Here is a 1,234-nt window from a genome sequence, read left to right as displayed (position 1 = left end):
GGGGTCTGATGCCGGAGAGTGCAGAATAGTACGCTAAGGACTGGGATCATTGTTTTGGCCATCTGTACTCGCCGGTGAGAAGGATATGGGCCCATCCGAGCGGTGAGATGTGTGCCAGAAGGTTTGGCGAGCAGTCCAGACCGGCGCGACGGCGGCTGTTGCCTGCATGCCCGAGATGCTTGGTGTTCCAGTAGATAATAATCGCAGCGAGCAGGTTCAGGCCGGCCATGCGGAAGTGCTGACCTTCGGCGGTTCGGTCGCGGATTTCCCCTTGGCGACCGATGCGCAGGGCATTTTTCAGGGCGTGGTGTGCCTCACCCTTGTTCAGACCGATCTGTGCGCGGCGCTGCATGTCCGCATCGAGCAGCCATTCCACAATGAACAGAGTCCGTTCCACCCGTCCGATTTCGCGCAAGGCCACCGCCAGTTCATGCTGTCGGGGGTAGGCTGCGAACTTCCGCAATAACTGGCTCGGGGGCATGACCCCTGTCGCCATGGTGGCCGCGCTGCGCAGGATGTCGGGCCAGTTTGCCGCGATGAGCGGCTCCTTGATCTTGCCGCCGATCAGCCCCTTCAGTTCCTTGGGGCAGCCCGCCGGATCGAAGAGGTAAAGGCGCTTCGATGGCAGGTCGCGAATACGCGGAATGAACTGGAAGCCCAGCAGGGCGGTGACCGCGAAGACATGATCTGTGAATCCGCCGGTGTCGGCGTATTGCTCGCGGATCTTTTGGCCGGCATCGGTCATCAGCAGACCGTCGAGGATGTAGGGCGCCTCATTCACCGTGGCCGGGATGGTCTGGGTGGCGAAGGGCCCGAACTGGTCGGAGACATGGGTGTAGGCTTTCAGCCCTGGTTCCTGGCCGTACTTGGCGTTGATCAGGTTCATCGCCTCGCCGTGGCGAGTGGTGGGAAAGAACTGCCCATCACTGGATGCGGTTTGTCCGGCACCCCAGAAGCGGGCCATCGGCAAGGAGGACTGCGCCTCGATCACCTTTGCCAGCGCTCGGGACATGGCCTCGCCGTCAACATGCCATCGCGACAGGCGGGAGAGCTGGAAGTAATCGTGGGTGTTGGTGGCCCCGGCCATTTTGCTGAGGCCGAGGTTCAGCCCTTCGGCAAGCAGCACGTTCAGAAGGCCGATCCTGTCCTTGCACGGCACGCCTGTGTTCAGATGTGTGAAGGTTTCGGTGAATCCGACCTCGTCATCCACCTCCAGCAAAAGATCCGTGACCCT

General features: G+C 61.4%; 1 protein-coding gene. It reads right to left on the bottom strand.

What is annotated here, in order from left to right; all coding sequences use genetic code 11:
- Positions 1-46: 46 nt before the first annotated feature.
- Positions 47-1,234 (bottom strand): Tn3 family transposase (locus tag ABIE57_RS20530; RefSeq protein ID WP_354540893.1); only part of this gene is annotated, 1,188 nt, incomplete at its 5' end.

Origin of the sequence: Roseovarius sp. MBR-6 (assembly GCF_040547525.1) — a bacterium.
Lineage (GTDB): Bacteria > Pseudomonadota > Alphaproteobacteria > Rhodobacterales > Rhodobacteraceae > Roseovarius.
This window is presented reverse-complemented; position numbering and strand designations above follow the sequence as displayed.